Below are 22,084 nucleotides of genomic sequence, written 5' to 3' on the forward strand. Positions count from 1 at the left end.
GTGAGCGGGCTATAGAGTTTGCACTGTGTACGTTATAAGCTTTATGTCCCCCTGTCAGACTATTTACAATTATTCTGATATTCATTATTCTATCATAGTATTGTCCTAACAGTAGCGCGTAGTGCTATAGACAGTTTTCATGAAAACTACCACTATCTCCTTACCCCCTACTCTAGAATTAAAACTGGACTTAACGGACGAACAATTCTGGCAACTGTGTCACGACAACAGCGACTTAAAATTTGAGCGCACTGCGACTGGAGAATTAATTATTATGTCACCTACAGGTAGCACCACAGGGGAACGAAATGCTGATCTAATTTATCAACTTAAAGCCTGGAGTCGCCAGAACAATCTGGGTAAAGTGTTTGACTCTAACACTGGGTTTACACTTCCCAATGGTGCAGACCGCTCTCCTGATGCGTCTTGGGTTCAGCAAGAGCGCTGGGATGCTTTAACCCCCGTTGAACAAGAAAGATTTGCCCCGATATGTCCCGATTTCGTAGTTGAGTTAATGTCTCCTAGCGATTCCCTCGAAAAAACCCGTGCCAAAATGCGAGAATACATGGAAAACGGGGCAAGACTTGGCTGGTTGATTAACCGAAAACAGCGAAAGACTGAAATTTATCGTCCCCATCAAGCTGTAGAAATTCTCAACAATCCTGATACTATGTCTGGGGAAGATGTTTTGCCAGGATTTGTGTTAGATCTTTCAACAATTTGGTAATTTGTAAATGGTATTTTGGGGTTTGTGTCTTCAGTAAATCATAAGCATTCATAAGCATTCAGCCATCAGCTGTCAGCCGTCAGCCATTCCCGTAGCGTGGCACAGGCTTTGGCCTTTGGCCACGCTGTGCGAACGACGTTGGGACGTAGCGTATAAGCTGTTCGCGTAGCGTGTGCGTAGCACATAAGCTGTTTGCGTAGCGTGGGCGTAGCGCATTAGCTGAATGCTTACCTTTAGCTAATTACCTGACATTTTCAGCCAACCAAAAATCCGATCTACTGTTAATTCTAGGTTAATATCCTCTAATACAGAAGGGTGATTGCTACCTAGTAACAATTCTGGTTGTTGACCCGGTCTAAACACTAAAATCGACCTATCGGCAGGATCAATTAACCAACCTAGCTTACAACCATGTTGTAAGCAATAGAGAATATTGCCAATTACCCGATTTGAACTCTGTTCTGGAGAGAGGATTTCAATTGTCCAATCGGGGTGCAATAAAAAATCATTGGGAACTTCCCCATCGGCATCAAACGGAATTCGTGACCATTTGAAAACCGCTATATCAGCTACAATAGAGCGTATGCCAAAACTACAGCGCAACTCTGGGAAGGCATAAGCAATTTTCTGGCTTTCTGTGTTTTCGTTGATACTATTGCATAGCCTCAGCTGCAATCGACTATGCTTTCCTTTCGGCATTGGCTTCTGGACAATCTCGCCGTTGATGTATTCCCTAGCTGGCTTTGTTTCTGGGAGCTTCAGAAATTCTTCCAGGCTATGTGCTGGGGTGATTGTGACAGTCATGGCTCCTGAATTTTTGGGGAAATCTTTCTTTAGTTTAGCAGTATAGCATTTCTATTTGATTTGTTAACATACTTCCTTAAGGAAAGGCAAGAGGAATCCCCCCTAACCCCCCTTAGTAAGCAGGGCTTTTTCATTCTTTCTTTGGAATAAATTGTCAGGTCAATCGGGTGAAAGGGAGGTGGGGTGCTGGGGAGAGGGTTTTTTTAAGGTTAAAAATACCTATCACATTTTAGTCGGACGCAAGAAACAGCCCTGGGATTAGGGGGGATTCCTGTTCCCTAAAATCCCAAAATTGTATACCTCACCAAATTTAAAACCGCTATACAAGTAATCAAACCTATTGTGAATGACTCGATGCTGCTGGCTTTGGCAGTGTTACAATCCCTGAAATCTGTGAAGATGCCGCAGATAACTGATGGTATCTAGTTTATGGGCGTTACCTAGGTAACTGTGATTCCTTAATTTTAACTAAAACTTGAACAAGTTTAGTCTTAACTTTACGAATACTTTAAATAAAAGTATTTTTCTTTAAAAAAAGAATTGATAAATTGATAAATAGTCAAGTCAAGCAAAATATAAAAAACATTCAGGGTAAAAAAATAAGACACCTTAAGGTATTTGAAGTTTTCAGGAATACTCCAAAATTTAAATGTTGATTTATAGGGGAAGCTACGAAAAAATTATCGATTTTACGAGTCTGATTTAGGGTGTATCAACTGGTGTATCAACTGGTGTATCAACTGGTGTATCAACTTATGATGCCTTGAGGTGAGCTTAGTCGAAATTTGTTTGTCTGCAATGACCTTTTTGTGTCAATCATTTATTCTACCAAAAACAAAATCTGATGACTAATATTTTGGGATTTGAGACTGGCAACTTCATAAATTGGAACACTATCGGCGATGCCAGCATTGAGACAGCGGCATTTGGCAGTATCCCTTCTCAGGGAAAATTTCAGGCTTTGATTACTAATGATGTCGGTTCTGTAAGTGATAGCGAAATTGAAAACTTCTTGGGGTTGAACCCAGGCACTATCGATGGTTTTGGCAATGGAGATGCCAAAGAAGGATCCGCTCTCACGCTAAAACCTATTACAGTCAAGGCTGGGGATGTTTTGAGCTTCGACTTTAACTTCCTCACTGATGAGCTTACTCCTGACTCCACCTTCAAGGATTTTGCCTTTGTCTCCATCACCCCAAACGTTTTATCTAACCTCGCAGATACAAATAGTTCATTTCTCCTGTCTCCTACAGGATTTCGTGAGGAAACAGACTACAATACCTTTACCTACAAATTCCCAACTGGTGGCACTTATATAGTAGGTATGGCAGTGGTGGATGTAGAAGATGAGTTATTGGAATCAGCGCTACTAGTGGATAACTTAAGAGTTGTCCCGAAAGATGAAGTAATTCTAGGCAAAAGCAACGGTGAAACTCTTTTCGGTACTACTGATAATGACACAATCTACGGTCAGGGTGGTAATGACAGAATCTTTGGCAGTGAGGGAGTAAACATTCTCTATGGTGGTGCTGGGGATGACTTGATTTTCGGCGGTTCCAATTCTGACACCATTTATGGCGGCACTGGTAATGACCAGATCTTCTCCTCCGGAGGCAATAACACAGTCTATGGGGGTATCGGTAATGACCTCATAGACACTGGCACTGGTAATGATTTAGTTGTTGGTGGCTTTGGCAACGATAGGATCAGGCTTGGGGGTGGTCAGGATATTGTTGTCCTAGAAGCACGCAAAGGAACTGATACTATCCTTAACTTTAAGGCTGGTAAGACGTCGCTAGGTCTGTCTGGTGCCTTGACTTTCAGTAACTTGACGTTTAACCAAAGTAGTGATACTGTGGCTATCTCTGCTAACGGTGAAGTCTTAGCAGTTGTCAATAATGCACAAGTTGGCACTATTGCCAGCGCTAGCAACTTTGTGACGATTTAGCTAATCGGTTGTAGCTCTGAGTAAACCTGTTTTTTCTCTAGGGTTTGTAACTCAGGACTTTAGCAATAACTATACCGTTAGGGGCGCACGTCGTACGCCCCTACTACTGAAGATAAATCCAGAAGGGTGTTTGAGGTAAAGTTTGGCGACAGTCGTTGTAACTCTGGTTTTTTTGTGAAAACTATCATAACCAGGTCTAGAATCTCAAGAGGTACACTGGGGGAATTGGTAGTTAAAGATTATGGTTTTGATTAGTAATCAGTTCCCTATGTCTACATTTTTATTAGAAGTTGGTACAGAAGAATTACCCGCAGATTTTGTCGATAGTGCGATCGCACAGTGGCAATCGAGAATTCCCCAAACCCTAGATGAGTACTTTCTTACTCCAGAAGGAATTGAGATTTACGGCACCCCTCGCCGCTTAGCAGTTATCATCAAAGGATTACCTGGAAAGCAACCCGACCGAGAAGAAGAGGTTAAAGGACCACCAGCTAAGGCAGCGTTTAAAGATGGCCAACCTACTAAAGCAGCACTTGGGTTTGCCCGTAAACAGGGGGTAGAGGTAGATAATCTATTCCTCAGAGATACGGATAAAGGAGAATTTGTCTTTGTTCAGAAACAGATATCCGGTCGCCCCGCTACGGAAATTCTAACGGAACTGATTCCCCAATGGATATTTGGATTGGAAGGGAGACGGTTCATGCGCTGGGCGAATGGAGATTTAAAGTTTCCCCGTCCCATTCGCTGGCTAGTCACACTTTTAGATGATGTAGTGCTACCGGTAGAGTTAGATAATAATGCCGAGATTATAAAAAGCGATCGCATTTCCAGTGGTCATCGGATCTTGTCTCCCAAACCGGTAGAGATTCCCCAAGCTACAGATTATCAGTCCTGTTTGCGCAATGCTTATGTAGAGGTTAAGCCTGAAACACGTCGCGAGACAATCAAATCACAAGTAGAATCAGCGGCTAAACAGTTAGGTGGTTATACCCCTCTGTACCCTGAGTTATGGGAAGAAGTCACTAATTTAGTGGAATGGCCGACAGCAGTAGTGGGTAAATTTTCCTCAGAATTCTTGAATTTACCTCAAGAAGTGGTCACCACAGAGATGGTGTCTCACCAGCGCTACTTCCCAGTATTCAAAACCGAAGCAGCTACTGAACTTATCCCCTATTTTATTACTATTGGTAACGGTGACCCCGCCAAATCCGAAATTATTGCTACTGGCAACGAGCGAGTAATCCGAGCGAGGCTAGCCGATGGCCAGTTTTTCTACAAAACCGATATCGACTCACCCTTAGAAAGCTATTTACCCCAACTGGAGAAAGTCACTTTTCAGAAAGATTTGGGTTCAGTACGCCAAAAGGTCGGTAGAATAGAAAAGATAGCGAGTCAAATTACTGACCAGTTACGTCAACACTCTCCTAATCTAATCTCACCAGAGGCGATTACTCAGATTCAAAGGGCGGCCTTATTGTGTAAAGCAGACTTGGTTACCCAGATGGTGTATGAATTTCCTGAATTACAAGGGGTAATGGGACAAAAGTATGCCGTTGCTAGTGGGGAATCTGAGCAAGTCGCAACAGCAATTTTTGAGCATTATTTACCGAGGGGTGCAGGTGATTCTCTACCTCAAACCATTACTGGGCAAGTGGTAGGGTTATCAGACAGGCTAGATACCTTAGTCAGTATCTTTGGCTTAGGTATGTTACCCACAGGCTCTTCTGATCCCTTTGCTCTACGTCGTGCTGCTAATGGGATTATCAACATTACCTGGGATGCCAATTTACCGATTAATCTCCAGCAGTTGCTAAAAGATATTGCTGCGGATTTTGTAGCTGCTTATCCAGACAAGAATTCACCAATAGAGTCATTACAGGAATTTTTCTTACAACGGATTCGGACTCTGCTCCAAGAAGAAAAGAAAATTGATTATGATTTAGTGAATGCTGTGTTAGGAGAAGATGATCCCGAGTATCAAAACAGGGCATTAATTGATGTGTTAGATGTACGCGATCGCGCTTTGTTTCTCCAGTCTATCCGAGATAATGGTACCCTGGATAAAATCTATGAAACTGTCAACCGTTCAGCTCGTTTAGCTAAACAAGGGGATTTAGATACCAAAGAGTTACAACCAACAACAGTAGTGAATCCGGAACACTTCCAGAAGTCTTGTGAGCAAGCATTTTATGATGCTCTCGTGGAATTAGTGCCAAAAATTAAAGCTTCTCAGGAAGAGCGAGATTATCAGAAATTAGTGGAAGCACTAGAGCAGATTACTCCTACAGTTAGCACTTTCTTTGATGGTGACCAGAGTGTATTGGTGATGGATCCTGACCCCAATATTCGCAGTAATCGCTTGAATTTGTTAGGATTGTTGCGGAATCATGCTCGTGTCTTAGCAGATTTTGGAGCAATTGTCAAGAGTTAGGGGTTGGTTTGTAAGCATATGCGCTACGCGCACGCTACGCGAACAGTAATCAGCAATCAGTAATCAGCAATCAGTAATCAGCAATCAGTAATCAGCAATCAGCAATCAGCAATCAGTAATCAGCAATCAGCAATCAGCAATCAGCAATCAGTAGTGGCCAAAGGCCAAGGCTGTTCGCGTAGCGTGGCCAAAGGCCAAGGCTGACGGCTGACGGCTGACGGCTGAGCGCTGAGGGCTGACCACTGAGCGCTGACCGCTGACCGCTGATAACTTTGGGGGATTGATAGTAAAAGCTCTATCTGCGGTTTTCTGAAAATTGTGCTCAAATTGAAACTGACCTACGATTGAGCTAGCCTGATAAATGCCATGGAGATTCTAGAAACCGTAACCTTTGATAATGCCATCGCATTCACGGAATCGATAATGACCAAAATGGTAACAGGGGAACTGACATCGCCAGAAATTACCGAAGCGATGCTCCTTTGGAGCCGCTTCGCGAACGCATCCTTAGTCAAAACCAAAAATGGTGCTAGAGGTTTCTTTGTCACCTACCTTACCAGTGACAGCACCTTAGCCGACAATCCCTCACCAGAGGTGATCACAGCTCTAGAGTCATCCCCCGAAATCGTAGCGGAACTGTTAGTCAAAAATTTAGCTATGTCAGCGGCAATGGGATTGAACCATCGCCGCAATGGTAAAGAAGACATGGCTCAAGGATCAGACCGAGTGCGATGCTCCGTAGGAGCCGCTCCGCGAACGCGTAGTGCTAATCTCATTAAACAACTAAATATGCCAAGCCTGTTTGACATTGCCCAACAGTTAAGGCAAAGCGCCCTTACTGGAGTTGGCAACTACCAAGAATTTCTGCAGCGCTGGAGATACGATTCTGAGCAAAAACAGGTCATCCATCAAGCTCTATCTGAAATTCTTGACGAATAACCAAAGGGATGTTTTCAAAAATCAAAAAGTGACTATAGATATTAATAGGAAAATAGCAATTTAAAAATTGTTAATTGCTATTTCCTAATCTCATCATGTCTACTTTGTAATAGTATCATCGCCAATGATAAAAATTCTTCACCTATCTGACATCCACATGGGTAGTGGCTTCTCCCATGGACGAATCAACCCTGCTACTGGAATCAATACACGTTTAGAAGATTTTGTCAATACCCTAGCTAAATGTATTGACCGAGCTATTACCGAGCCTGTGGATTTAGTGCTTTTTGGCGGTGATGCCTTTCCCGATGCCACACCACCACCCTATGTTCAACAAGCCTTTGCCAATCAATTTCGCCGCTTAGTAGATGCAAACATTCCTACAGTTTTACTAGTAGGAAACCACGACCAACACTCCCAAGGACAAGGAGGTGCTAGCTTATGCATTTACCGCACCTTAGGTGTGCCTGGATTTGTAGTAGGAGATACCATCACCACTCATAAGATTCAAACCGACAATGGTCCAGTACAGGTGATTACTCTACCTTGGCTAACCAACTCCACCCTTCTCAGTCGCCCAGACACCGAAGGTCTAACCCTAGCCGAGGTTAACCAACTCCTGATCTCACGGCTTGAGCCAATCTTAGAAGCAGAAATTCGTAAACTTGACCCAAACCTGCCAACGGTCTTATTAGGTCATTTAATGGCAGACCAAGCTAGATTTGGTGCAGAGCGCTTCCTAGCAGTTGGTAAAGGTTTTACTATTCCGCTCTCGCTACTGACTCGACCCTGCTTTGATTATGTAGCTTTAGGACACATCCACCATCACCAGAATCTCAACCACTCCAATGACCCTCCAGTCATTTACCCTGGCAGTATTGAGCGGGTCGATTTCAGTGAAGAGAAGGAAGACAAAGGTTATGTCATGATTGAGCTGTCCAAAGGTCGCGTTCAGTGGGAATTTTGTCCCTTGTCAGTACGACCCTTCCGTACCATTGAGGTCAACCTTGCTGAAGCAGATGATCCCCAAAGTACTTTACTAAACGCTATTGGTAACGAAACTATTAAAGACGCTATAGTCCGGCTGATTTACAAGCTACGTTCTGAGCAGCTCGACCTAATTGACAATACTGCCATACATGAATCCTTGAGGCCAGCCCACCACTATACCATTCGTCCAGAATTAGTCAGCCAGCTAGCCCGTCCCCGCTTGCCGGAACTGGGTATAGGTAACAGTATTGATCCGATGGATGCCTTATCGACATATCTAGAGAATCGGCAAGACCTCAGAGATATTGCTGCAGATATGCTAGAAGCTGCAGAATGTCTATTAGAGAAAAATCGGTAATTGGTAATTAGCTAGTAGCAGGAAAACTACCACCGATGAAGTGGATATCACTGAAGGTTTCGATCGCGTAGCGTGACCGTAGGTCAATCCACAGACGAGCGCCACAATCGAGTGGGTGATCTGGCTGATAGACAATCCGACATGGACCGAGGATTTCTACCTCGTTTCCGTATAGATTGTCGCCACTTCGTTTTACTGAAATCACTGGCTTCCGGTCTTTGGGACTTTTGTGCATATTCGAGCCAATGTGATTACGGTTGACATTGATCTTAGCTAGAGCAGGAGGACGATTTTTAAGCCATTTACCCTTTGGACCACGTCTGCCTCTGGTAATTTGAGGCAGATGGGTGAACTACCCCAACCTACTACGTAGAGGTTGGGGCTTCCAGTTTCACGGAAGAATGCCTTAACTTGGACGGGCGTCCACGTCTTGGTCTTACTTCTTCTCCACTAGCGTTGACCTCCCCCGTCCCAGAGGAGGATAGCATTCTGATACCTTCTGCTCTAATATTCTTAGCGGCATTACCATCTCTGTCATGATGAGTTCCACAACTTGGGCAAGTCCAAGTTCTGACATCTAGTGGCAACTCTTTGATTCGGTAATGACAATTAGAGCAGGTTTTAGAACTGGGGAACCACCGGTCTATCTCAACCAATACCTTCCCTTCTTTTTCACACTTATAAGACAGGAAGTTCACAAAGGTTCCCCAGCTTATATCAGATATTGCTTTAGCTAATTTATGGTTACGAACCATGCCCTTGACATTTAGGTTTTCAACTACTACTACTTGGTTGTTGTCAACTATTTTTCTGGATAGTTTGTGTAGGTAGTCTTGGCGGACATTTCCAATCCGTTCGTATACCTTAGCTACAATCTTTCTGGCTTTTTTCCGTCCATTGCTTCCCTTTTTCTTTCGGGCGGCAATACGCTGTTTTTTGGCTAATTTTCGTTCGTATTTAGCTAGGTGTCTGGGATTACCAAACTTAGAGGTCTTTTTGCCATCGTAAGTGATCGCAAAATCCTTGATACCCAAATCAATACCAATCACCTTCCCGTCGGTGGATGGCTTTATATCGTCCGACTCATACTCCATCAACACAGAAGCGTAATACTTACCAGATGGAGTTTTACTAACTGTGACAGTTTTAATTTCCCCGTCTATTTCTCTGTGAATTTTAGCCTTGATAACACCCAGTTTCCCGGGAAATTTTAAGCAGTAACCTACTTGTTTGACGTATTGTGGATACTGGATTGATTGGCGATGATGAAATGATTTGAACCTAGGATATTTAGCCCTGCCCTCAAAAAAGTTTTGATAGGCACGACTAAGGTTGAGACTTACAGATTGTAAAACCTGAGAATAACAGTCTTTTAGCCAAACAGTTTTTTCATCTTTTTTGAGTTTTGGCAACATAGAATTGAGCGCAGACCGAGACAACCCTTTGCCGGTTTCCTTGTAAGTCTCTATACACTGATTTAATGCATAGTTCCACCACCAACGAGCACAACCAAAATGTTGAGCAAGTATCTGAACTTGCTCCTGCGTGGGGTAAATTCTGACTTTTACGGCTTGATGGTTCACTGTCTTTGCACTCATCCATCGACCTTATATATCATAATATATACTTTGTGGTAAATTATCAAGTTCCGTTAATTCCTTGTTCGCGTAGCGTGGCCTACGGCCAGGGGTCTATCCACCCCCACCCTAAATAGGGATGGGGAATTTCGACCCCTCAAACTCCCCTATTCGTTAAAAAAAATTTTCCAATAAAACTAGTAAGTAGTCGGACAAAAGTTTTGGGTGCTGTATAAAGTTTTGTAAATATCGGCCAAACCTTTTGGGGTAATGGTTACAAGAATTTTACAGTTTTTGAGACAGTACCGTTTATTTATGTCCGACTACATATAACAGAAAAATTTGTGGAATGCCAAATCATGGGGTTATATTAATTAATGCATCAGCCCTCAGCACTCAGAAGATTCCCTGAATAACATTGAGTGTAATTAGGGCTATCATTAGACAAATCAGGTCAGTTGGAATAATTGGTTGGGACTTCCCTAATAGCTAAAAATGGCAATCAGTGCTACTGTAGGATGCCATACTGTTGCGCTAGTTATCCTACATGGTTGAATCAATACCTAAGAAAAACTACCGTGAAGATTCAGGGTCAGCCATCGTAGGCTTCACAGGTCAACAGTTTCAGCAACAGCTGCTTGACAAAACCTGAGTAGACATCTGTTCTAACTCCTGATTAACCTGATGGTTTGTGCAGCATAACTGGTAACGCTCCTAACACCTGATGCAATGACAGCACTGCCTATTCCCCACCAACCCTCAAGTTCAACCAATAGCACCAGCTCCTATGCTGCTGCTAAGAAAAACCCTGTGTCCACCCTCAAAGAACTGGTGGCACGTCTTTATCGAGAACAGCACAAGGTTCAAGATTTGTTAAGCTCATTGGGGTTTGCCTTACGCAGCTTCAACAATCTCAATCAGTTTTTAGAGTTAATTCCTCTAATGGCAGCACGGGTCAGTGATGCCGATGGGGGAGCCTTAATCTTGTTTAATCGAGATGGTCAGGTACAACGCTCTGACCTACACTACCAGAACCCTCAGGTGGGTCAGACTATTCGTAAAGCGATAGAAAAGACCACCCGCCAAGTTACGAGTCCTAATGGCCAAGGGGAGAATTCTCAGCACACACCAACCTCTTTGAAACTGGTTCAGGCATCCTTTGATAAACTCTTGAGGGATTATCTTGAACCCAATATCAAACTTTTTAGTCTTCCCATTCTGGTTAAAAATGCTGAACAAGGACATTTGTATATCTTTAGCCATGACCCACAATATAACTGGACACCGACACGACAGAAGTTGGTAAGGTTAGTGGCTGACCAAACTGCAGTAGCGATCGCTAATGATGAACTTAAAGTTGAGCTACGCCATAAAGAACGCTTAGATCGAGAGTTAGAAATTGGTGCCGATATCCAAATCCGCCTACTACCGCGCCAATGCCCTGAAATTGAAGGTGTGGAATTAGCGGCTTTCTGTAAAACCGCTAACCGTGTCGGAGGTGACTACTACGATTTCATTCCCACCAACTACGACCAGCTCGGACCCAAAAACTCCGGGGATGGTAACGTCACTGATGAGCACAGCGCTTATTTACCTTGGAGCATTGTGATTGGTGATGTGATGGGCAAAGGGGTTCCGGCTGGGTTGATTATGACCATGACCAGGGGAATGCTGCGGGCAGAAGTACTAAACGGTCACTCCCCTGCACGCATTCTCGAACACTTGAATCGGGTTATGTATGTTGACTTGGAAAATTCCCATCGGTTCGTTACCCTGTTTTATTCTGAGTACGACCCCAAAACCAAGATTTTGTCCTATAGTAATGCCGCTCACAATCCCCCGTTGTTGTGGCAGGCATCAACCCGTTCTATCAAACCCTTGGATACCGCAGGGATGCTGATTGGTTTAGAAGTTGATTCTCAATACGAAGACTCTCAAGTGCAGCTCGATTCAGGGGACACCATTATTTACTACACTGATGGGGTGACCGAGGCAGCCAATCTCAATGGCAATCGCTTTGATGAGGAAAATCTCACCCAAAGCTTCCAGTGGGCCTGTGAACATAGTCATAGTGCTCAGGAAATTTTAGATTACCTATTTGAGCAAGTTCAGCAGTTTACTGGTACAACAACTAACGGAGATGATATGACACTGGTCGTAATGCAGGTAAAATCAAGGTTTCACTAAAAGATTTAAGGTATAGGAAATCATAGCAATGGTGATTGTAGGCATACAAACAGTAATAGTTCCGTTCTTATGCATTAGCGATTGGACTGATGTCTTGGGATGGCTGAACTCTCAGTTACCCATCGATGGGCTAGTTTTGGCTCAAACTATTGAAGATCCAGATGTACTTGGTCAAATCAAGACGGCCTGGCAAAACTTTATTGATTCTGGTCAGGCTGCAGCGCTGGTGATTGGCTTAGTTGTTGGTTACTTATTCAGAAATCTAACTTCGTTTAACTAAGGGAGTTGCGTGTAAAAAAAATACCAATTAAAGTAGGGTGGGCAAAGTTATCTTATCTAGAAGACTCATTTGAACCAAAATGTTTTTGCCCACCCTACAAGCTAAGGGAGTTGCGTGTAAAAAAAATACCAATTAAAGTAGGGTGGGCAAAGTTATCTTATCTAGAAGACTCATTTGAACCAAAATGTTCTTGCCCACCCTACAAGCTAAGGGAGTTGCGTGTAAAAAAAATACCAATTAAAGTAGGGTGGGCAAAGTTATCTTATCTAGAAGACTCATTTGAACCAAAATGTTTTTGCCCACCCTACAAGCTAAGGGAGTTGCGTGTAAAAAAAATACCAATTAAAGTAGGGTGGGCAAAGTTATCTTATCTAGAAGACTCATTTGAACCAAAATGTTCTTGCCCACCCTACAAGCTAAATCTAACTTCGTTTAACTCGTCTTTTGTCCTTTATCTTGTTTCCAAAACTGTGACTGAGCAAAAAACCTGGAGTCAGCGATTTGAATCAGCGTTACATCCAGCAATTGCTTGCTTCAATGCCAGTATCGGCTTTGACATAGAACTGATTGAGTATGACATTACTGGTTCTGTAGCTCATGCCAAGATGCTTGCCCATACTGGCATTATTTCTGAGTCGGAAGCTCAGCAGCTGGTAGCTGGCTTAGAACAAATCCGCTCAGAATACCACCAAGGAAAATTTAACCCTGGTGTTGATGCGGAGGATGTACACTTAGCTGTAGAACGCCGCCTTACTGATATTGTGGGTGATGTTGGCAAGAAGCTACATACAGCGCGATCGCGTAATGACCAAGTTGGTACGGATACCCGACTCTACCTCCGGGAGCAGATTGATCAGATTCGTAGCCAGTTACGTCACTTCCAAGAGGTCTTGCTCAATCTTGCCAAAGCTCATGTTGAAACCCTGATTCCTGGCTATACTCACCTGCAACGGGCTCAGCCAGTCAGTTTAGCCCATCACCTGTTAGCTTACGTAGAAATGCTAGAGCGGGACTGGCAGCGTTTAGGGGAAATCCGACGGCGGGTGAATATCTCACCCCTCGGTTGTGGGGCATTAGCAGGGACTACCTTCCCCATTGACCGACATCATACCGCCAAAACCTTGCATTTTGAAGGAATTTATGGTAATAGCCTCGATGGAGTAAGCGATCGCGACTTTGCCATTGAATTCCTCTGTGCTGCCAGTTTGATCATGGTACATCTGAGCCGATTTTCAGAGGAAATCATTCTCTGGGCATCTCAGGAATTTGGCTTTGTTACTCTCCTGGATAGTTGTGCTACTGGTTCTAGCATCATGCCCCAAAAGAAAAATCCTGATGTTCCCGAACTGGTACGAGGTAAGACTGGTCGTGTCTTTGGTCATCTACAAGGGTTGTTAGTTTTGATGAAAGGGCTACCTTTGGCTTACAACAAAGACTTGCAAGAAGACAAAGAAGCACTGTTTGATAGCGTTAACACTATCAAAGCCTGTCTCGAAGCCATGACCATTCTCTGGCAGGAAGGGTTAGAATTTCGTAGCGAACGTCTAGCATCAGCAGTTACTGAAGATTTCTCTAACGCTACCGATGTCGCTGACTATTTAGCCTCAAAAGGGGTTCCGTTTCGGGAAGCCTACAATCTGGTGGGTAAGGTGGTCAGAGGTTGTTTGGGATCCGGGAAGTTACTGAAGGATTTGAGCCTTGAACAGTGGCAAGCGTTGCATCCAGCCTTTGCAGAGGATATTTATCAAGCCATTGCCCCGACTCAAGTCGTCGCTCGTCGGAATAGTTATGGTGGCACTGGTTTTGACCAGGTTAGGCGAGGGATTCAGGATGCATGCGATCGCCTAATTTCTAATAATGATTGATCGCTAATTTATCTCTAATCTTAGATCTTGTCGTTCGCTAGCCAACGCCCTTCGGGCTAATCGCGTAGCGTGACCGTAGGTCAATCTTGCACCAGTACAAAACTACTTAATAATAGGGAAGTTAGGAGCGGGAAACTTCGGATCAGAAGTAAGATTTTTTAGTTAGTTTTTGGCTTAAAACATACTTTGACTTTTGTTTATTCCAATAACATAACCGATACTTTTTAGATACCAAAGTCTACCAAGATAAACTTTAGCCCACCAATCCAAGATGCTTTCACATCCAGGGGGTATTTCCGCTCTCAGGAATATCCCGCGAGCGCCATAAAAATGTCAACAAATTTGGTTCCACCGGGATTACAGCGCAACTATTAAACCCTTGGTTTTCGGCTTTAATTTAAGTTACATAATAATCCCTGTCGGTGTTACCCTAATTTAAGTCTAACAAATAATAAGAGTTTTTGGTAGACTCTGCGACATTTTCTTGTGCTGTTTACTAACCTTGACTTATTCTGATTCGAAGCTCCTGACTCGATACTCCTAAATTTTCTAAATCGACTTTCTACATCGACAGTCGTTAATCAACTCGGGTAGCTACCTCATCGGATGTAAGGAGTCAGCTGATAACTGACTCCTTACATCGCACCAGTACCACCTTGGTAATTATCCTCGTTAGTTTCTGTTGTTGTTTCCTCCGACTTAGGAGGTTTGCTACCGTACCGTCTATTTTTGGAAAAACGGCCCGTATTACGCTTGGATTTCCGAAACTTACGGGCGTAAGCTTGATTCCGCTGCGCCTTTTCCTTTTTTAGATTGCGGCGCTTTGCCATGTCTACCTCATTGATAAAAAAACAAAAACACTATCAAACCCAAGTCTTACAATAAATTCAGCTTGGTTTATTTAAGTTACCCATGTGACCCAAGGGAAAGTCAAATAGTTATTTGACCACACCAGACTTCTTGATTGTCCTCGAAGCCTACTGTTTCTAGAACTGACTGCGACTACGATTTCCTCGATTGTTGTCGTTGTCGTTAGTCTTTGGTCTAGCTTTACGGACGCGCATATAACGTCCCATCCATTGTGCACCATCTAGCTCAGCAATAGCCGAATCTTCCTCATCCGGTGTCCCCATATCAACAAAAGCGAATCCACGCCCTTGACCGGTTTCCCTATCTTTAGGAACTGCTACTTTTGATACTGTACCATAATCCTCAAATACTTCCTGTAGGTTTTGAGAGGTAACCTGATAATCTAGGTTGCCAATGTATATAGTCATTTAGAGTTGTCCATCTGATCGAACATGTTCAGATGAAGGTCGGTGAGAGGGCGAAGCACTGGTGCATATCTACCCTGGTTATTACAGCGATGCAGCACCTTCATCAGGGGGTTTCCGACCCTCGCGCTTTGCATCAAGACAGATATTTAAACACAAGTGCTTTGCCTGTGAACCGGTCAGGTATTCCTTAGGCTCCTAGCTGTTAACTACTCAGACGTTCAACGTTGAATTGCATCACAATGGACTTTTCAATCACTGACGTTACCGAACTTGCATCCATAATGTCTATCATAGCAGTCAGTAAAAGCAACACACACACTCAACAGCCCTATCATCACATGAGAAGATTATGGCAATTTGTCCAAACCGTTATCGGGATTATATTTCGACATCCTATTACCGGTACGAGCATCATTCCACTCTTGCCGGATGGGCGAATTGTGCTAGTTCGACGTCGTGACAATGGTAAGTGGGCTCTACCAGGAGGGATGGTTAACTGGGGTCAAGATATTCCAACGACTATCGAACGGGAATTATTCGAGGAAACTGGACTTGAGTTGCTCAAGATTCGCCAGTTAGTTGGGGTTTACTCAGCACCAGGAAGAGACCCCAGAGTCCATTCTATCTGTATTCTGGTAGAAGCTGATGTCACCGGAACTATGGAGGTACAGGACGTCTTGGAAATTAGTGAAGTCAAGGCGTTTGAACCGGAAGCTATCCCTAAGGGAAACCTCAGCCATGACCATGACCGTCAGTTACAGGACTATTTTGAGGGTAATATCACTGTTGCTTAATTCCCCATTCCCCACAACAGTTACCGCAGCAACTAACTACCAACCACTGACAACATTCCCCAAAAGATTAAGTAAGGATCAACAATAATCTGAGCCGCTATTCCAGGAAATTGGGATTGGAGATAAGTAACTAACTGCTCAGAGTCGCCGCCAGTCAGAGCAATCTGACTGTTGGGAAACTGCCTTTGCCAATCCTCAATAAAATCCCGGATACTAGCCAATACTGTATAGACAACACCACTTGCTATTGCCTCTGATGTCTCCAGTGACCAACGCTTTGGTAACTGAGCTGGTAGTTCAATCGCAGGTAATGCTCCAGTTTTTTGTGCTAGAGACTGTAACTGTAATCCCAATCCTGGTAAGATAGCTCCTCCGATTAGCTGTAGGTTTTGGTTAGCCCCAGTAAAGGTTAGAGCAGTACCAGCATCAATAACTAAAACTGGATAACTATACCTATTACCAGCACCAAATACGGCCAAGGCGCGGTCAATGCCTAGGGTGGGATATAGTCCGGAAAGGGGTAAATCCTCAAGGGTCAATATTGTAGTATCGGAATAGTTTTGCCAGAGTGCTGTTTGGGCAGGTACTACTGAAGCGATGTAAAGGGGTAATGGCTTGGATGGGTCTGTCCCCTGAGCTGCTAACTGGGGTGGGAAAATTTCCGCTGAGATTACATTAGACCTCCAGTCCTTGATTAACTGCTCTACAGCTGCTGGGGTTAGATGGTTGGTATCCCAGGCTTTTTTCAGGGTGTTATCCACAAACCAAGCCCAATGTAGCCGGGAATTGCCAATCACTAATCCTAAAAAGCTGTTTGCCTTAGTTGTCATATAGCAGTTATCAATTCGGTGAAGTACAAATTACTGGGTTAATGGGAGTCGGGAGTCGGGAGTCGGGGAAATAAATTTGCCTTTTGCCTTTTTCTTTGCCTAATCGATTCTAGATTTCTTTTTTTGGGAAGACTAGTCACAGTGGGAAAAAATCCCTGTTCCGGAAGAGAAAACGGTCAAGTCATCATTGACGTTATCCCTGAACTAGAACGAATCATTGGCAAACAGTCTCCTGTGCCAGAACTATCAGCTGGTGCAGCACAAAATCGTTTTAATCGACTGTTCCAGAAATTCATCCAAGTCTTCACTACTGCTGAGCATCCCTAAAGCATTGACCATGAATAGCTGATAGCTGGCAAGGGTAGCATGAGCCTAGGGCGTTAGCTATCAGCTATTGGTGGTGACTGAACCATAATAAATCCTAAATCAGAGCGATAGCATATCCTAATCCAGCTTTAGCAAATATTTGTGTAAAAATAAAGAAAAGTTACATAACTTAAAAATAGCGGATAAAGGAGTAAAGGGATGGTAGTACTCACTGACCGGGTTCAAAAGCGGCTAACCATAGAGACTAGCGAGATTGCTCCAGATACCACAACTATTCGTTCTTTGGATTGGGATCGCGATCGCTTCGACATCGAATTTGGACTACAAAACGGCACCACGTACAACTCGTATCTGATTCGGGGCGAGAAAATTGCCTTGGTCGATACGTCCCATGAAAAATTCCGCCAGCTATATTTAGATACTCTAACCGGACTAATTAACCCTACCGATATTGATTACCTAATTATCAGCCATACCGAACCAGACCACAGTGGGTTAGTTAAAGATATCCTTGCACTGGCTCCAGATATTACTGTGGTTGGTTCAAAAGTGGCGATTCAGTTTCTGGAAGACTTTGTACACCAACCGTTTCAGCGGCAAATTGTCAAAAGTGGTAATCAGCTAGATTTGGGCAATGGGCATATCCTGGATTTTGTTAATGCCCCTAATCTCCATTGGCCCGACACCATGCTCACTTACGATGCCGGGACTAAGGTGCTGTATACTTGTGATGTATTTGGCATGCACTATTGCTCTGCTAGCACCTATGATGACAACCTCAGCGCTATCGAAGCAGATTATCGATTTTACTACGAATGCCTGATGGCTCCCAACGCCCGTTCAGTGCTATCTGCTCTCAAGCGGATGGACAAGTTGGGAGAGGTGACTACTGTTGCTAATGGTCATGGTCCTCTACTGCGCCACAATGTAGAACAACTGGTAGGAAATTACCGCGACTGGAGTCAAGCTAAGGCCAAGGCAGAAAAATCGGTTGTTGTGTTTTATGTCTCAGATTATGGCTATAGCGATCGCATTTCTCAAGCCATAGCCCTAGGCATTACCAAAACTGAGATTGCTGTGGAGATGATGGACCTCAAATCCGCTGACCCCCAAGAGGTTCAGGAAGCAGTTAACCGTGCTGCTGGCATAGTGATTGGCATGCCTCCAACCACAAACAGCACCACTACAGCAGCAGTTAGCACGGTACTTGCTGCGGTCAAATCCAAGCAATCCGTTGGTCTGTTTGAATCCTATGGCGAAGATGACGAACCGATTGACCCCCTACGCAGTCAATTTAGAAGCCTAGGACTCAAAGAAGCCTTTCCTGCGATTCGGATCAAAGACACTCCTAGTGAAACCATTTACAAGCTTTGTGAAGAAGCTGGTACTGACATCGGGCAATGGCTGAGTCGCGATCGCTTGATCAAGAACATGAAATCCCTAGATACAGACCTAGACAAAGCCCTAGGTCGTCTCAGTGGTGGATTGTACATCATCACCGCTAAGAAAGGGGATGTCAAGAGTGCGATGTTAGCCTCTTGGGTGACCCAAGCTAGCTTCGAGCCTCTGGGTTTAACCATTGCTGTAGCCAAAGACCGGGCGATTGAATCCTTGATGCAAGTGGGAGACCGCTTTGTACTCAATGTACTCGAAGAAGGCAACTACCAAAGCTTAATGAAACACTTCCTCAAGCGCTTCAAACCTGGTGCTGACCGCTTTGCAGGGGTGAATACACAAACAGCACAAAACGGTTCCCCGATTCTGAGCGATGCCCTAGCTTATCTAGAGTGTAAAGTTACCACCCGTATGGAGTGTAGTGATCATTGGATTGTTTACTCTACCGTTGAGACCGGAAGGGTTTCTAAGCCAGAGTCTCTGACTGCTATCCACCATCGCAAAGTTGGAAATCATTACTAAACATTAGGTTGAATTGTTGAATTGTTGAAGGTTGGTTTGTTGAAGGTTGAAGGTTGGTTTGTTGAAGGTTGAAGGTTGGTTTGTTGAAGGTTGAAGGTTGATTGGTTGAAGGTTGAAGGTTGGTTTGTTGAAGGTTGAAGGTTGATTGGTTGAAGGTTGAAGGTTGGTTTGTTGAAGGTTGAAGGTTGGTTTGTTGAAGGTTGAAGGTTGGTTTGTTGAAGGTTGATTGGTTGAAGGTTGAAGGTTGGTTTGTTGAAGGTTAAAGGTTGAATTTTTGAAGGTTGAAGGTTGAATTTTTGAAGGTTGAAGGTTGAATTTTTGAAGGTTGATTGGTTGAAGGTTGAAGGTTGTTTTGATCAGAATATAACCGATTAACTTGAAACCGATTAACTTGAAACCGATTAACTTGAAACCTGTAACCTTCAAAAATTAACCTTAAACCAAATAACCTGTAACCTTCAACCAAATAACCTTGGCCTTTCGGCCACGCTACGCGAACAACCTTCAACCTTCAACCAAATAACCAAATAACCTTCAACCAAATAACCTAGCAACCTTGGCCTTTCGGCCACGCTACGCGAACAACCTTCAACCTGATAACTTTCAACCTGATAACTTTCAACCTGATAACTTTCAACCTGATAACTTTCAACCTGATAACCTGCCTGATAACCTGAACCCATGAACAATACAAAACCCCGTGACGTCCAAGTCTTACATATTGCGACCGATACGATCATATTGCGATCGCGTACTTGGGACCGGCTCAAATTTGAAATCGAATATGCCTTGCAACGAGGCACCACTGCTAATTCTTTTCTAATTCGAGCTGATCAAATCGCCCTATTTGATCCACCAGGAGAATCCTTTACAGAGGTGTTTCTAAAAGCATTACAAGAACGCCTTGACCCGAAGCTGATCGATTACGTCATCCTCGGTCACCTCAATCCCAATCGCCTGGTTACTCTGAATGCTCTGCTCAAACTTGCTCCTGAGATTACCTTTGTTTGCTCCAATCCTGGTGCTAAATCTTTGCGTACTCTGTTTGAGAAACTAGAGGATAAAGCTATTCCAGAACAGGAGCTCAAAATCCTGGTGATGAAAGGGGATGATACTCTCGATTTAGGTGAAGGTCACATCCTAGATTTTATCCCTACCCCTAATCCCCGTTTCCCTGATCAGCTTTGTACCTACGATCCTAAAACTCAAATCCTATTTACAGATAAATTATTTGGTGCTCATGTCTGTGGAGACCAGGTAATGGATGAAGGTTGGAAGGTTTATAACGAAGACCGACGCTATTATTTTGATTGCCTGATGGCACCCCACGCCCGACAGGTGGAAACAGCTTTAGCTAAATTAGCAGACTTTGATGCTAAGCTTTATGCTACCGGTCACGGACCCTTGGTGCGCTATGGCTTTCAAGAACTAACTGAGTCCTATGGGAAATGGAGTAAGCAACAACAAGCTCAAGAGGCCAATGTTGCTCTAATTTATGCCTCAGCTTACGGCAATACTGGAGCGATTGCCCAAGCGATCGCACGAGGTATCACTAAAGCTGGTGTATCGGTAGAATCCCTGAACTGTGAAGCAGCTGAACCGGAAGAGATTGGAGCTGCTGTCGAGAAAGCAGACGGATTTATCATGGGTTCTCCTACCCTAGGAGGTCACGCACCAACCCAGGTTCAAACCGCTTTGGGTATGGTTTTATCTAGCGCTACGAAAACTAAGCTAGCGGGTGTTTTTGGTTCCTATGGCTGGAGTGGGGAAGCCATTGACCTATTAGAAAATAAGTTCCGGGATGCGGGTTACAAGTTTGGCTTTGAGACGATTCGGGTGAAATTTAAGCCTACAGACAAAGACCTCAAATACTGTGAAGAAGCTGGTACAGATTTTGCTCAAGCCCTGAAAAAAGCCAAAAAAGCCCGGAAACCTAAGCAACCTGCTGGTGAGTCTTCTGCTGCCCGCACTGAGCAAGCGGTGGGACGGTTGATTGGTTCGTTGTGTGTTGTGACTACTAAACAACAAGACCTGACCGGAGCGATGCTAGCTTCCTGGGTATCTCAAGCTACCTTTACCCCTCCAGGATTAACCGTAGCGGTAGCTAAAGAACGAGCCATTGAGTCTTTGATGCACAGTGGGGATAACTTTGTATTGAATGTGTTAGAAGATGGGAAACATTTACCCTTGATGAAGCAGTTTATCAAACCCTTTGGCCCTGGTGAAGAACGATTTGGTGGGATAAAGATCGAAGAAGCAGAAAATGGTTGTCCAATTATAAGTGATGCCCTAGCTTATTTGGAATGTACTGTAGAAAATCGGATGGAATGTGGTGACCACTGGCTAGTTTATGGGGTAGTTAAAAATGGGAAGGTGCTATCTGATGGAGTAACTGCCCTGCATCATCGTAAGTCGGGAACCTATTATTAAGTTTCAAGAAGTGTTGAATGTTTAGAATGTTCAACACTTCTTGATAATTCGCTCCAATTGATCGAAAACTTGGCTTGATTAGTTCTGATAAAAAATTGTCAAACCCCATAATATATAAGGATTACATGTAAATTTGCCTGCCATCATCACTGGGACTATTTTCCACTAGCTGTTAGAATATTCCGGTAGCCAAGGACTAATCACAATGAAGTCTAAACTCAAATATATCCTCCGTTGCACTTTGTGTGGAAAAGACTATGAACCAGACCCTTTCCGCCTGGTTGACTGACAAAACTCAACAAGCATAGTCAAAAGACCTTACTGTAAACTCCAGCCGATACCTCTTCTGCTCGTCCTGTTTTCGGGAAGCCATCGCTGGTGATGGGTCGGGTTTCCCACTTAA

Annotated in this window: 20 protein-coding genes and 1 pseudogene; 13 read left to right on the forward strand and 8 right to left on the reverse strand. The window is 43.8% G+C overall.

Annotated elements, in window-relative coordinates; genetic code table 11:
- Nucleotides 1-139 precede the first annotated feature (139 nt).
- Nucleotides 140-727 carry a Uma2 family endonuclease gene (locus F6K51_RS17245; RefSeq protein ID WP_293022066.1) on the forward strand — a complete coding sequence of 196 codons (588 nt, stop codon included), beginning with the start codon at nt 140-142 and terminating at the stop codon, nt 725-727.
- Between the two features lie 237 nt (nt 728-964).
- Here F6K51_RS17245 and F6K51_RS17250 read toward each other — a convergent pair whose 3' ends face one another.
- Nucleotides 965-1,531, reverse strand: coding sequence for a Uma2 family endonuclease (locus F6K51_RS17250; RefSeq protein WP_293022068.1), 567 nt, complete (start codon nt 1,529-1,531; stop codon nt 965-967).
- Nucleotides 1,532-2,375: 844 nt separating this feature from the next.
- Between F6K51_RS17250 and F6K51_RS17255 the strand changes: the two genes are divergently transcribed.
- Nucleotides 2,376-3,479, forward strand: coding sequence for a hypothetical protein (locus F6K51_RS17255; protein ID WP_293022070.1), 1,104 nt, complete (start codon nt 2,376-2,378; stop codon nt 3,477-3,479).
- A gap of 268 nt (nt 3,480-3,747) precedes the next feature.
- Nucleotides 3,748-5,910: a glycine--tRNA ligase subunit beta gene (glyS, locus tag F6K51_RS17260; protein ID WP_293022073.1), complete on the forward strand. Its 2,163-nt coding sequence runs from the start codon at nt 3,748-3,750 to the stop codon at nt 5,908-5,910.
- A gap of 140 nt (nt 5,911-6,050) precedes the next feature.
- Here glyS and F6K51_RS17265 read toward each other — a convergent pair whose 3' ends face one another.
- A complete protein-coding gene (locus F6K51_RS17265; protein WP_293022075.1) occupies nt 6,051-6,236 on the reverse strand; it encodes a hypothetical protein in 186 nt (61 codons plus the stop codon).
- Nucleotides 6,237-6,276: 40 nt separating this feature from the next.
- On the opposite strand from F6K51_RS17265, the gene F6K51_RS17270 reads away from it, so the two are divergent.
- Both F6K51_RS17270 and sbcD read left to right on the forward strand, forming a co-directional pair.
- Nucleotides 6,277-6,849, forward strand: a complete 573-nt coding sequence (locus F6K51_RS17270) for a hypothetical protein (RefSeq protein ID WP_293022077.1) — start codon at nt 6,277-6,279, stop codon at nt 6,847-6,849.
- Between the two features lie 124 nt (nt 6,850-6,973).
- Nucleotides 6,974-8,197 (forward strand): exonuclease subunit SbcD, encoded by a 1,224-nt coding sequence (sbcD, locus tag F6K51_RS17275; RefSeq protein ID WP_293022079.1) that lies wholly within the window; start codon nt 6,974-6,976, stop codon nt 8,195-8,197.
- Between the two features lie 7 nt (nt 8,198-8,204).
- Here sbcD and F6K51_RS17280 read toward each other — a convergent pair.
- Both F6K51_RS17280 and F6K51_RS17285 read right to left on the reverse strand, forming a co-directional pair.
- Nucleotides 8,205-8,549 (reverse strand): annotated as a pseudogene (locus F6K51_RS17280) (DNA-binding protein); the annotation flags it as partial.
- A gap of 13 nt (nt 8,550-8,562) precedes the next feature.
- On the reverse strand, nt 8,563-9,780 hold the full coding sequence (locus F6K51_RS17285) for an RNA-guided endonuclease TnpB family protein (protein WP_293022119.1): 1,218 nt from the start codon (nt 9,778-9,780) through the stop codon (nt 8,563-8,565).
- 723 nt (nt 9,781-10,503) lie between these two features.
- Here F6K51_RS17285 and F6K51_RS17290 point away from each other — a divergent pair.
- The 3 genes from F6K51_RS17290 (at nt 10,504) to argH (ending at nt 14,106) form a co-directional block, all read left to right on the forward strand.
- On the forward strand, nt 10,504-11,961 hold the full coding sequence (locus tag F6K51_RS17290) for a PP2C family protein-serine/threonine phosphatase (RefSeq protein WP_293022082.1): 1,458 nt from the start codon (nt 10,504-10,506) through the stop codon (nt 11,959-11,961).
- 28 nt (nt 11,962-11,989) lie between these two features.
- Nucleotides 11,990-12,241: a hypothetical protein gene (locus tag F6K51_RS17295; RefSeq protein ID WP_293022083.1), complete on the forward strand. Its 252-nt coding sequence runs from the start codon at nt 11,990-11,992 to the stop codon at nt 12,239-12,241.
- A 470-nt stretch (nt 12,242-12,711) separates the two neighbouring features.
- Nucleotides 12,712-14,106, forward strand: a complete 1,395-nt coding sequence (argH, locus tag F6K51_RS17300) for an argininosuccinate lyase (RefSeq protein WP_293022120.1) — start codon at nt 12,712-12,714, stop codon at nt 14,104-14,106.
- A 635-nt stretch (nt 14,107-14,741) separates the two neighbouring features.
- Here argH and F6K51_RS17305 read toward each other — a convergent pair.
- The gene (locus F6K51_RS17305; protein ID WP_293022085.1) at nt 14,742-14,936 is read right to left on the reverse strand and encodes a hypothetical protein; all 195 of its coding nucleotides are present in this window, start codon (nt 14,934-14,936) and stop codon (nt 14,742-14,744) included.
- Between the two features lie 156 nt (nt 14,937-15,092).
- Complete coding sequence (locus tag F6K51_RS17310; protein WP_293022087.1) at nt 15,093-15,383, reverse strand: RNA-binding protein; 291 nt, start codon at nt 15,381-15,383, stop codon at nt 15,093-15,095.
- 338 nt (nt 15,384-15,721) lie between these two features.
- Here F6K51_RS17310 and F6K51_RS17315 point away from each other — a divergent pair, with 338 nt between their 5' ends.
- Nucleotides 15,722-16,177 carry an NUDIX hydrolase gene (locus F6K51_RS17315; RefSeq protein ID WP_293022121.1) on the forward strand — a complete coding sequence of 152 codons (456 nt, stop codon included), beginning with the start codon at nt 15,722-15,724 and terminating at the stop codon, nt 16,175-16,177.
- Nucleotides 16,178-16,209: 32 nt separating this feature from the next.
- On the opposite strand, the gene F6K51_RS17320 is transcribed toward F6K51_RS17315, so the two are convergent.
- Nucleotides 16,210-17,007: a pantothenate kinase gene (locus tag F6K51_RS17320; RefSeq protein ID WP_293022089.1), complete on the reverse strand. Its 798-nt coding sequence runs from the start codon at nt 17,005-17,007 to the stop codon at nt 16,210-16,212.
- A 141-nt stretch (nt 17,008-17,148) separates the two neighbouring features.
- Between F6K51_RS17320 and F6K51_RS17325 the strand changes: the two genes are divergently transcribed.
- Together F6K51_RS17325 and F6K51_RS17330 are read left to right on the forward strand one after the other, a co-directional pair.
- Complete coding sequence (locus tag F6K51_RS17325; RefSeq protein ID WP_293022092.1) at nt 17,149-17,334, forward strand: hypothetical protein; 186 nt, start codon at nt 17,149-17,151, stop codon at nt 17,332-17,334.
- Nucleotides 17,335-17,532: 198 nt separating this feature from the next.
- Nucleotides 17,533-19,251 carry a diflavin flavoprotein gene (locus tag F6K51_RS17330; RefSeq protein WP_293022095.1) on the forward strand — a complete coding sequence of 573 codons (1,719 nt, stop codon included), beginning with the start codon at nt 17,533-17,535 and terminating at the stop codon, nt 19,249-19,251.
- Nucleotides 19,252-19,254: 3 nt separating this feature from the next.
- Here the strand turns inward: F6K51_RS17330 and F6K51_RS17335 are convergent, their stop codons facing one another.
- Nucleotides 19,255-19,677: a hypothetical protein gene (locus F6K51_RS17335; protein WP_293022097.1), complete on the reverse strand. Its 423-nt coding sequence runs from the start codon at nt 19,675-19,677 to the stop codon at nt 19,255-19,257.
- 130 nt (nt 19,678-19,807) lie between these two features.
- Here F6K51_RS17335 and F6K51_RS17340 point away from each other — a divergent pair, with 130 nt between their 5' ends.
- Complete coding sequence (locus F6K51_RS17340) at nt 19,808-19,936, forward strand: hypothetical protein (RefSeq protein WP_293022099.1); 129 nt, start codon at nt 19,808-19,810, stop codon at nt 19,934-19,936.
- Nucleotides 19,933-21,681 carry a diflavin flavoprotein gene (locus tag F6K51_RS17345; RefSeq protein WP_293022102.1) on the forward strand — a complete coding sequence of 583 codons (1,749 nt, stop codon included), beginning with the start codon at nt 19,933-19,935 and terminating at the stop codon, nt 21,679-21,681. Before F6K51_RS17340 ends, F6K51_RS17345 begins: the two co-directional genes overlap by 4 nt.
- Nucleotides 21,682-22,084: the final 403 nt, after the last annotated feature.

The sequence above is a fragment of the Moorena sp. SIO3I8 genome (genome assembly GCF_010692325.1).
Classification (GTDB): domain Bacteria; phylum Cyanobacteriota; class Cyanobacteriia; order Cyanobacteriales; family Coleofasciculaceae; genus Moorena.

What these genes read in the sequence shown, in the direction of transcription:
- F6K51_RS17310 (WP_293022087.1), bottom strand. Translation starts at nt 15,383, where the DNA reads ATGACTATATACATTGGCAACCTAGATTATCAGGTTACCTCTCAAAAC.
- F6K51_RS17250 (WP_293022068.1), bottom strand. Translation starts at nt 1,531, where the DNA reads ATGACTGTCACAATCACCCCAGCACATAGCCTGGAAGAATTTCTGAAG.
- F6K51_RS17320 (WP_293022089.1), bottom strand. Translation starts at nt 17,007, where the DNA reads ATGACAACTAAGGCAAACAGCTTTTTAGGATTAGTGATTGGCAATTCC.
- F6K51_RS17245 (WP_293022066.1), top strand. Translation starts at nt 140, where the DNA reads ATGAAAACTACCACTATCTCCTTACCCCCTACTCTAGAATTAAAACTG.
- F6K51_RS17330 (WP_293022095.1), top strand. Translation starts at nt 17,533, where the DNA reads ATGGTAGTACTCACTGACCGGGTTCAAAAGCGGCTAACCATAGAGACT.
- F6K51_RS17315 (WP_293022121.1), top strand. Translation starts at nt 15,722, where the DNA reads ATGAGAAGATTATGGCAATTTGTCCAAACCGTTATCGGGATTATATTT.
- F6K51_RS17345 (WP_293022102.1), top strand. Translation starts at nt 19,933, where the DNA reads ATGAACAATACAAAACCCCGTGACGTCCAAGTCTTACATATTGCGACC.
- glyS (WP_293022073.1), top strand. Translation starts at nt 3,748, where the DNA reads ATGTCTACATTTTTATTAGAAGTTGGTACAGAAGAATTACCCGCAGAT.
- F6K51_RS17255 (WP_293022070.1), top strand. Translation starts at nt 2,376, where the DNA reads ATGACTAATATTTTGGGATTTGAGACTGGCAACTTCATAAATTGGAAC.
- F6K51_RS17290 (WP_293022082.1), top strand. Translation starts at nt 10,504, where the DNA reads ATGACAGCACTGCCTATTCCCCACCAACCCTCAAGTTCAACCAATAGC.
- F6K51_RS17295 (WP_293022083.1), top strand. Translation starts at nt 11,990, where the DNA reads ATGGTGATTGTAGGCATACAAACAGTAATAGTTCCGTTCTTATGCATT.
- F6K51_RS17305 (WP_293022085.1), bottom strand. Translation starts at nt 14,936, where the DNA reads ATGGCAAAGCGCCGCAATCTAAAAAAGGAAAAGGCGCAGCGGAATCAA.
- sbcD (WP_293022079.1), top strand. Translation starts at nt 6,974, where the DNA reads ATGATAAAAATTCTTCACCTATCTGACATCCACATGGGTAGTGGCTTC.
- F6K51_RS17270 (WP_293022077.1), top strand. Translation starts at nt 6,277, where the DNA reads ATGGAGATTCTAGAAACCGTAACCTTTGATAATGCCATCGCATTCACG.